Source organism: Arthrobacter sp. I3 (assembly GCF_000520575.1).
Taxonomy (GTDB): Bacteria; Actinomycetota; Actinomycetes; order Actinomycetales; family Micrococcaceae; genus Arthrobacter; species Arthrobacter humicola_A.
In genome coordinates this window covers 1-8,210 of record NZ_KI914950.1, presented here as the reverse complement: position 1 = coordinate 8,210, position 8,210 = coordinate 1, and the positions used below count along the sequence as shown (strand labels likewise).

9 protein-coding genes are annotated in these 8,210 nt (G+C 65.7%); 6 read left to right on the top strand and 3 right to left on the bottom strand.

The genetic code is table 11. The features are described from left to right. The 3 genes from Y706_RS26330 to Y706_RS0118290 form a co-directional block, all read left to right on the top strand. Nucleotides 1–351: FCD domain-containing protein (locus tag Y706_RS26330; RefSeq protein ID WP_156945194.1), on the top strand; the 351-nt coding region annotated here is incomplete at its 5' end. A 208-nt stretch (nt 352–559) separates the two neighbouring features. Further along, nucleotides 560–2,302 (top strand): helix-turn-helix transcriptional regulator, encoded by a 1,743-nt coding sequence (locus Y706_RS30415; RefSeq protein ID WP_084476229.1) that lies wholly within the window; start codon nt 560–562, stop codon nt 2,300–2,302. A gap of 193 nt (nt 2,303–2,495) precedes the next feature. Then, nucleotides 2,496–3,641 (top strand): flavin-containing monooxygenase, encoded by a 1,146-nt coding sequence (locus Y706_RS0118290; protein ID WP_028277749.1) that lies wholly within the window; start codon nt 2,496–2,498, stop codon nt 3,639–3,641. Nucleotides 3,642–3,685: 44 nt separating this feature from the next. On the opposite strand, the gene Y706_RS0118285 is transcribed toward Y706_RS0118290, so the two are convergent. Then, on the bottom strand, nt 3,686–4,204 hold the full coding sequence (locus tag Y706_RS0118285; RefSeq protein WP_043436448.1) for a cupin domain-containing protein: 519 nt from the start codon (nt 4,202–4,204) through the stop codon (nt 3,686–3,688). A 290-nt stretch (nt 4,205–4,494) separates the two neighbouring features. Continuing rightward, nucleotides 4,495–5,193, bottom strand: a complete 699-nt coding sequence (locus Y706_RS0118280) for a hypothetical protein (RefSeq protein WP_156945192.1) — start codon at nt 5,191–5,193, stop codon at nt 4,495–4,497. 234 nt (nt 5,194–5,427) lie between these two features. Here Y706_RS0118280 and Y706_RS0118275 point away from each other — a divergent pair, with 234 nt between their 5' ends. After that, entirely contained in the window at nt 5,428–6,321 is an 894-nt protein-coding gene (locus Y706_RS0118275) for a potassium channel family protein (RefSeq protein ID WP_028277746.1), read from the top strand. 174 nt (nt 6,322–6,495) lie between these two features. Here the strand turns inward: Y706_RS0118275 and Y706_RS0118270 are convergent, their stop codons facing one another. Continuing rightward, entirely contained in the window at nt 6,496–6,876 is a 381-nt protein-coding gene (locus Y706_RS0118270) for a VOC family protein (RefSeq protein WP_028277745.1), read from the bottom strand. A 304-nt stretch (nt 6,877–7,180) separates the two neighbouring features. Between Y706_RS0118270 and Y706_RS0118265 the strand changes: the two genes are divergently transcribed. Both Y706_RS0118265 and Y706_RS30410 read left to right on the top strand, forming a co-directional pair. Continuing rightward, nucleotides 7,181–7,660: an SRPBCC family protein gene (locus Y706_RS0118265; protein ID WP_052355099.1), complete on the top strand. Its 480-nt coding sequence runs from the start codon at nt 7,181–7,183 to the stop codon at nt 7,658–7,660. Nucleotides 7,661–7,869: 209 nt separating this feature from the next. Then, nucleotides 7,870–8,210 (top strand): glycerophosphodiester phosphodiesterase family protein (locus Y706_RS30410; RefSeq protein WP_043436447.1); only part of this gene is annotated, 341 nt, incomplete at its 3' end.

Here is an 8,210-nt window from a genome sequence, read left to right as displayed (position 1 = left end):
CGGCGGGCGGTGTTGGCGAGCTCCTGGCACAGCATGGCCGAGTCCGCGGACTGGTCCGGGTACCACCAGGCAGACGAGCAGTTCCACCAACTCGTGGGCACCGCGTCGGGGCTGGGTACCGCCGTCGAGGCGTATCACGAGACGCTGGCGGAGCTCTATGCCTACTTCATCCCCTACCCCATCGAGCTGCTGCACAAATCCAACTGCGACCACGTCGCACTTGTGGCAGCCCTGCGTACCGGAAATGTCCAGAAAGCCGTGGAAGTCTCACGCAAGCACGTGGACATCCTGCACCGGACGATGTTCATGGGCCTTACGGACGACGGGGCCGGCTCCGCTTCTGAGAGATGAACGCCGGCGGGCCCATAGACGAAGCAGTCACCCTGACCGATCCCATCGACGAGGTCTGGGTCGCGCCAGCCCCGCACCTTGCCGCCCATTAACCCCGGCGGTAGCCTGAAAAACAGATGACGGGCAGGCCTCCCACCACCGGTTCCGAGAGTGCCGGTTCCGGCAGCGCACCCAGGCTCAGACCCGCCACCGGGAACGGGGAGATGCGATGTCTACACTCGCACACAGCCGGGAAGCCTACGCCGAACGGCGCTGGACGGACGCCGTCGGGCAGTACACCGCCGCCAACCACGACGCCGAGCTTCCGGCCAGCGATCTGGAACAGCTGGCCACCTCCGTCATCCTCACCGGCCGTGGCTCCGACGGAGTGGACATCCTGGCCCGGGCGCACCTGAAATACCTCGCCGACGGCGACTACTCCGCCGCCGCCCGCTGCGCCGTCTGGACCGGGATGAACCTCATCCTGCTGGGCGAACCGGCCCGCAGCGCCGGCTGGCTCGCCCGCGCCCACCGGATCGTCGACGACCTGCCCGAGCCCTGCCCCTTCGAGGGCCTGCTGTCCATCCCCGCCGGGCTGGGCGCCCTCTACCAAGGCGACGGCGCCACCGCCGCGGAAGCCTTCACCCGGGCCGCCGAACTCGGACGGGCACGCGGCGACGCTGACTCGGCGGCCCTCGGTACGCTGGGCCTCGGGCAGGCAAAGATCATGCTGGGTGAGTTCGACGGCGGCCTGGCCCTGCTTGACGAAGCCATGGTCGCCGTCACCGTCGGGGAAATCTCCCCCATCCCCGCCGGGATCATCTACTGCGCAATGATCGAAACCTGCCATCTGGCCTTTGACCTGCGCCGCGCGCACGAGTGGACGCGGGCGCTGGACCGGTGGTGCGACGCGCAGCAGAACGTGGTGGCCTTCAGCGGCCAGTGCCAGATGCACCGGGCCGAGCTGTACCGGCTGCACGGTGCCTGGACCGAGGCGATCGACGCTGCCAAAACCGCGCAGGACCTCGCCTTCCACGGCGACCATATGGCCACCTACGGCGGCTTCTACGAACAGGGCGAAATCCACCGGCTCCGGGGCGACTTCGACGCCGCCGAGGCCTCCTACCTGCACGCCCAGGAGACCGGTTTCCCGCCGCAGCCCGGACTGGCGCTCCTGCGCCTGGCCCAAGGCAGGCCTGACCAGGCCCAGTCCCTGCTCCGGCAGGCCATGGACGATGCCGCCCCCGACTACCGGCGCGGGATGCTCGCCGCCCGGGTGGAGATCGAAGTGGCCGCAGGCGACGCTCTGACAGCACGGACCGCCGTGGAGGAGCTGGCCTCGCTGTGCGCCTCGATCGACAGGCCCATGCTGCACGCCCTCGCCGAGCAGTCGGAGGCCTCTGTCCTGTTCCACGAAGGCGACCCCGCGGCTGCCTTGATCCTGGTTCGCCGCGCGTGGTCGCGCTGGCTCAGCCTCAATGCACCGTTCGAAGCGGCCCGCTGCCGCGCCCTCATGGCCGGGCTGTACACCGCGCTCGGCGATGAGGAATCCGCCCGGCTGGAGCGTGAGGCAGCCCGGGCAGTATTTTATGAGCTGGGCGCCGCGCCGGCGCTATCGGAGCTTGAGCAATCGGCGCCCGTAGCCCCGGACGCGCGGATCGCCCCGGCGCCACCCACCGGGAACGACGTCGGTCACGCCGCCGGCGCCGGGCCGCTCACCGCCCGCGAAACCGAGGTGGTCCGGCTCGTCTCCGCCGGACTAAGCAACCGGAACATCGCTGCCGAACTGTTCATCAGCGAAAAAACGGTGGCCCGGCACCTGAGCAATATCTTCACCAAGTTGGGCCTGCCCTCCCGGGCCGCGGTCACGGCCTACGCCTACCAGCACGGACTCGCCCGACCTCCCTCCCTGCATAAAATTACCCATTTCCCGCACGCCGGATTTCTCCCACGGCAGACGGGAAATGGGTGATTCGCCCGATTCGCCGCGACGCGACGAAAAATAGCGTTAATGGCATGAACGTTTCAGTGCTCGCAGGAATGGATTCCACCGGTATCTTCGCGGTGGGCTACCTGCCCATGCAGCTCAAGGCCCCGCTGGTACCTGCGCTTCCTGAGCGTTCATAAGCACCCAACTGCACATGCAGCACCAAGGAGGCACCACCATGAACACCACCCCAGCAACTGACACCCACGGCGCCGTCGGTACTGCCGCCGTCGACACCGTCATCATCGGTGCCGGACAGTCCGGCCTGGCGCTGGGCTACTACCTGGCGCAGCAGCACCGGAACTTTGTCATTCTCGACGCCGGCACACGGGTTGGCGACGCGTGGCGGAGCCGCTGGGACTCGCTGCGCCTGTTCACCCCCGCAAAGTACAACGGTCTGCCCGGCCGGCCCTTCCCCGGCGACCGCCTCGCCTTCCCCACCAAGGACGAGCAGTCGGACTATCTGGAGGACTATGCCTCCCGGTTCCACCTGCCGGTCCGGCCCAACACGGCCGTCACCCGGCTGAGCCACGACGGGCAGCGGTTCCATGTCACGGCCGGGACGCAGCACTGGACGGCGGCGAACGTTGTCCTCGCCACCGGCGCCTGCCAGCTGCCCAAGACGCCGGGCTTTGCGGCGGAACTGCCGTCCGACGTCGTGCAGTTCCACTCCCAAAGCTACAAGAACTCTGCCCAGCTCAAGCCCGGTCCCGTCCTGGTGGTGGGGGTGGGGAACTCCGGGGCGGAGATCGCCCTGGAGACCAGCCGAACGCATGAAACCTGGCTGGCCGGCAAGCCGAGTGCGGAGATTCCGTTCCGGCACGGCCGGACCGCGGCCCGCTTCTTCCTCCCGGTGGTCCGCTTCGCCGGGATGCAGGTGCTGAACACCAACACGCCGGTCGGGCGCAAGGTGCTGCCCAAGCTTGCTGGCAAGGCGTCACCGTTGATCCGCACCAAGCTCGGGGACCTGGGCGCCGCCGGCGTCCACCTGGTGCCGCGGGTCACCGGAGTCCAGGACGGCGAAGTAATACTCGACGGCGGTCGGCGCCTTCCGGTGGCAAACGTCATCTGGTGCACAGGCTTCACCGAGGCCTACCCATGGCTGGACATCCCGGCACTGCCCGCGGACTGGCGGGAGCAGCAGCACCGCGGGATCGTGGATGCCCTTCCGGGCCTGTACCTGCTGGGGAAGGATCTCATCTTCGCCGCAGCGTCTGAAACCCTCCCGGGCGTGTGCCGGGACGCCAAATACCTGGCGAAGCGGCTTGCCGCCACCCGGGCTCCGCAGCATGCAGCGGAGGTCCAGAGCGGGCTGGCGGCATAACGCACGTGTTGTCGAATTCAAGGCCGGGGACAATCTCGCCATTGTCAGGTAGTGAGGGGCGGCCCGACGATCTCGATGTTGTGGCGTGCAGCGATCGCGGTTAGTGCCTCGCCGTCGATGGGTTTGGGGTCCGGTATTTCCCTGCGCGCTGCCGGCGCTCCTACCTCGGCGGCGAAGGTTTCAAAGCCGGCCGGGACTGTGATCACGAGGGAGCGAAAGGACTCTTCGGGCCCGGCAAGAAATGTGTGGGTGGAACCTTGGGGAAGAAAGACGAAATCGCCCTTTTGCACGGTGAAGCGCTGTCCGTCGCTCTCGAACAGAGCCGTGCCCGAAATAATGTAGAAGGATTCATCCTCAACCAGATGCCGGTGCATCGGTGGCGCGTAGCCAGCCGGATGCAGAATCTCCGTAATGGTCAGCCGCTGCTTCGTCTCCGGGCCACCTGCCTTGACCAAGACCAATGCATTCGTGAACCATAGGGCGGTCCCCTCGTCGGCTGCAAGTTTGTACGCCCTGCCCTGCACGAGGGTGGCCGGCGCGGTCGTTTCGTCGAACCTGTCCATGACGCTCCTCAGCTTGGAAGTGCCTGCAATGCTACTCAGGATCCCGATCCGATCAATGCCGTGCAGCCTACTGGCGTCCACACCCACCACAGGACGGAACCGACATAACACCGGCGGGACCAAACCTCACGATCGGTCCCGGTCTCCCAGAAGGGCTGCCAGCCAGGCACCAGGCCAGCCACCACCCATACGAGAGACAACGCGGCACCTTGCCGCCTCCTAAGCCTCGCGCCCGCGGGCGGACCGCTCCCGCATCGATTGACACTGCCACGCCGAGCTGACCCCGGGCACTACCCGTGGGTGACAGCGGCGCCCACCAGACCGAACAGCGTCCCGGCCGCCAATGCAATGAGGGCACGCTTCCTGGTGGGATACAGCCAGCGCACTGCGAACACGGCCACTGCCAGGATGACCCCGTTGACGACGCTCAGGATCACCGCGACCCATTCGGTGCCGGTGGCCACGCCGAAACCTCCCCCACTGCAGCCGCTGATCCCGCACCAGGAAAAACTCGCCACCATCCACTGCGGAAGACTCAGCAAAACTGCCAGCGGCACGGTCCACCAGAGCTTTCTGGCGTCCGGGGTTACCCCGCGCAGTTTCACACCTGGGTAATGAGGCGAGGCGCCGGGCATTCCGGCGGCCGGCACCGGTGCGCGCTTCCGGGTGCTGAGGACAATCCTTCGGAAGACACCCGCGTTGACCACCGCAAGGAGGACGTATCCCAGATAGTAGAGGACAGTAATCAGGCTCAATTCACCCCCGGAGCCGAAAGTGCCGATGATGAAATAGCCAACCGAAACCGGCAGTGTCAGAACCACCATGACGAGCAGCAGGCCCTCCTTAAACCTGGCGTCCAGGGCCAGTTCGAAGCCTGCGGTAAGCAGCGCGGCGACAACAACGGCAACCACCACGGACAAATAGGCGACGACGGCGGTTCTGGCCCAGCGCGGCAGCGAACTTTCCTTCGGCCGAGATCCCCTCATCACAACGCTCCCCCTTGACGTCGTTCCGGCCCACTCTGCGCGCGAGAACCGATACAGCCGGCACACCCACGGGCTGCGGCACTTTGATGGTCGCACGCTAGGCACCCAAAGTGCTCGCCATCTGCCTCGGGAAGGTCTGCGAGCAACTGGGGCACCCGCCCGTCGGGGGCAATCCTGTGGGCCCGTTGCCCGGACGGTGCGGCTCCTCCTCAAATAATGCCGCCTCTAAGATGAGGCATGGACTTCGAGGACACGCTCTGGACGGTTTTGGGGGCCGGGCTGGTTCTGCTGATGCTCGTCGACGTCTTTCGCACACTCCTCTATCCGCACGGTTCCGGTCCTCTGGGCCGGGCGATCATGCGCGGATTCTGGCTTGTATCGAGAAAACTGCGAGGCCGGGGCTCCTTCATCGCAGCACCCTTGGCAATGGCCGCTGTCATTGGTGCCTGGGCAGGCTTGGCGGCCATCGGCTGGGCTCTGCTATACCTGCCCCATCTGACGGACGGCTTTGTTTACGGAGCCGGGGTTCCAGTGCGGGCCGACTTCGCCGAAGCCCTCTACATCTCCCTGGTCACACTTTCCACCGTGGGGTTTGGCGATATCGTGGCAACGCAACCACTGCTCCGGCTGGTTGTCGCCCTTGAGGCCGTCACCGGATTCGGCCTGCTGACAGCAACGGTGACTTGGATCCTGCAGACTTTCCCTGCCCTGAACCGACGCCGGGCCCTTGCCCACCAGCTGAACCTGTTCAGGGAGGCTGCAGGTCCGGCAGGTGTATCGGCCATGGATCCCAGTCACGCTGCCGGCCTTTTGGAGGCAATTGCCGGAAACGTGGCTACGGTGAGCATAGACCTGCTTGCGTTCCACGAAACCTACTACTTCCGTGAAATTGAGCAGCGCGGCTCCCTCCCCGCCACGGTGGCCTACGCCCAGGAGCTGGCATCCCAGGCCCAGCGCAGCGAGAACCCTGAACTGCAGTTCGCCGGACGGATGCTCCACGCCGCGCTGGACGGACTCGCGGAGGTCCTCCGAGGCAAATTCGGCCATTCCGGAGCCACCTCTTCCGATGTGTTCGACAGCTATGAGCTGCACCACCGGCACCGGCGTCCGGGGGATCCGCACACGAACTAGCGTGCGGGTAGCCGCTACTGCGTACCCTGCCGTTCTGACCGCGCTCTTTGCCTTATCCAGCGCTGGTAGGCACGCTGAAACCGGCTCCCGCTTTGGTGGCGGGAGCCGGTTCTCTCCGGCTTAGTGGCCGGCGGCAAGGATGCTTTGCGTCGTTGACCGGGGCCAGTCTCCGGCCTACGCGCGCTGGGAGATGTTGAAGATGTTCCCCTCGCTGTCCAGGAACCAGGCTGCCTTCCCCCAGGATGCGGTGGCGACGCCGTTCTCCGTCTTCAGGCCGGGAAAATCGTAGTCTTCAAAGACGACGCCGCGGCCCCGCAGTTCTTCCATCTCGCCTTCCAGATTGTCCGTTTCCCAGCCTATCTGGGTGTTCTTGGCTGTCCCGGCATTGTCTGTCTGGTAAACGAGGAAGCGGGTTCCCTGGCCGCAGCTGTACATGACGCTGCCCTCCTCCATGGATTCGGAGGGTTCGATTCCCAGCTTGTCCCGGTAGTACTCCTTCGCCCTGTTGATGTCCCTCGCGGGCAGGACAGCGATGATGTTTGAATCCTTGAGCATGATGATTCCCTTCAGTGCGTTGATGACCGCAGCGATGGCGATGCTCCCCCCGGTTTCGGTCCCCGGAATACCTGTCCGGAGCCCGTGACCGCCCCTGCGCAGAGCTGGGGGCAGCCACCTGGGACTCTTCAACGCCGCGCCACCCATCACCAGCGTGAGGGATCCCCGAAGTTATGTGGCCATTATGGACCGATTTGGTCTTGCGGAAACAGGGGTGGCTGGCATTGGGCTGAAGGGACGCTCTTCGAACAGCGAGCTGCAAAGCGCACTTCCGCCGGCGTCCGCACAATGCCAGAGTTGAAGGATGAATGCGGAGTCCGATAATGAGGGAACCGGGAACGAGGAAACGGGCGGCCTGGTCCTGAACCTGGAGTGCACGCTCGCCGCTCCCCCGGAAGAAATCTTCAGGATGCTGACGGAATCGGTCGAACTGGTGAAGTGGTGGGGTCCGCACGGCTTCATCATCCCTTCAGCCGAGCTCAACCTCGCCGAAGGCGGCCGCTACCGATTCAGGATGACCCCACCGGACGGCGAACCGTTCCACCTCTCAGGCGAGTTCCTGGAGATCGATCCCCCTTGGCGCCTGGTGTACACCTTCCGCTGGGAGGAACCGACACCGGCCGACCGGGAAACCGTCGTCGACCTCTCACTCGGAAGTACCGGCACAGGCACGCGCCTGGTGCTCTCGCAGGGACCGTTCCTGACAGACGAACGCCTCGAACTGCACCGCAACGGATGGACCGAGTCGTTCGAGAAATTGCAGGCGGTCCTGGGCGGCACCTAAGGAGTCCTGACCCGCTGCGGAGTTCCTGCAGGGTCATGATCCGTCCGGAACACGAACGGTTTTTCGCGTCTCCAGACCCGTCACCCTGCCCGGTTTCCTCGTGTTCACTCCCGGTCTAGCTCCCCGCACACAACAGTCCATCTCACCTCCCTACGGTGGTCGGGTCGCCGGCACGACGCCGGTAACGTCACCCGGGAGGAACCATCACCATGCGCACACCCCTGACTGCCGTGGCCGCTGCCGCGCTCATCGCCTCGCTGGCGAGCCCCGCCGTCGCCGCTTCAAACCCCGAAGCCGGCTCGCCGTCGTCGAACGCCGCCACAACAAAGGCCGCAGAGGCAACAACGGCAATCAAGACCAACGAGAGCAACGGCTCCTTTGACCTGCAGGCGCACCGCGGCGGCCGCGGCGAGTGGACCGAGGAATCGCTGGCCGCGTTCGCCAACTCGCTGAAGCTCGGCGTGTCCACGCTGGAGCTGGACACCCACCTGACCACCGACGGCAACGTGATCGTCTGGCATGACGACACAATCCAGGCGGACAAGTGCCG

Bases quoted from the DNA above. Each gene is read 5' to 3' on its own strand.
- Y706_RS30415 (WP_084476229.1), top strand. From the start codon at position 560: ATGTCTACACTCGCACACAGCCGGGAAGCCTACGCCGAACGGCGCTGG.
- Y706_RS0118290 (WP_028277749.1), top strand. From the start codon at position 2,496: ATGAACACCACCCCAGCAACTGACACCCACGGCGCCGTCGGTACTGCC.
- Y706_RS0118285 (WP_043436448.1), bottom strand. From the start codon at position 4,204: ATGGACAGGTTCGACGAAACGACCGCGCCGGCCACCCTCGTGCAGGGC.
- Y706_RS0118275 (WP_028277746.1), top strand. From the start codon at position 5,428: ATGGACTTCGAGGACACGCTCTGGACGGTTTTGGGGGCCGGGCTGGTT.
- Y706_RS0118270 (WP_028277745.1), bottom strand. From the start codon at position 6,876: ATGCTCAAGGATTCAAACATCATCGCTGTCCTGCCCGCGAGGGACATC.
- Y706_RS0118265 (WP_052355099.1), top strand. From the start codon at position 7,181: ATGAATGCGGAGTCCGATAATGAGGGAACCGGGAACGAGGAAACGGGC.